The following is a 275-nucleotide window of genomic DNA, read 5'->3' on the forward strand; positions in this document are numbered from 1 at the left end:
TCAGCTCCTGAAGAAAAAGCACGTGGTATTACCATTAATACATCACACGTAGAATACGATTCTCCAATCCGTCACTACGCTCACGTAGACTGCCCAGGCCACGCCGATTATGTTAAAAACATGATTACTGGTGCTGCTCAGATGGACGGCGCGATCCTTGTATGTGCTGCGACTGATGGGCCTATGCCACAAACTCGTGAACACATCCTACTTTCACGTCAGGTTGGTGTACCGTACATCATCGTATTCTTAAACAAGTGTGACCTTGTTGATGA

The 275-nt window shown here is 46.5% G+C and carries 1 protein-coding gene; it reads left to right on the forward strand.

Annotation, left to right across the window (positions count from 1 at the left end):
- Positions 1 to 275, forward strand: a 275-nt coding sequence (locus MMO38_RS16605) for a GTP-binding protein (RefSeq protein ID WP_241324202.1), incomplete at both ends; no start/stop codon positions are given.

It is taken from the genome of Acinetobacter sp. NIPH 1852 (genome assembly GCF_022549455.1).
In the GTDB taxonomy this organism is placed as follows: Bacteria; Pseudomonadota; Gammaproteobacteria; order Pseudomonadales; family Moraxellaceae; genus Acinetobacter.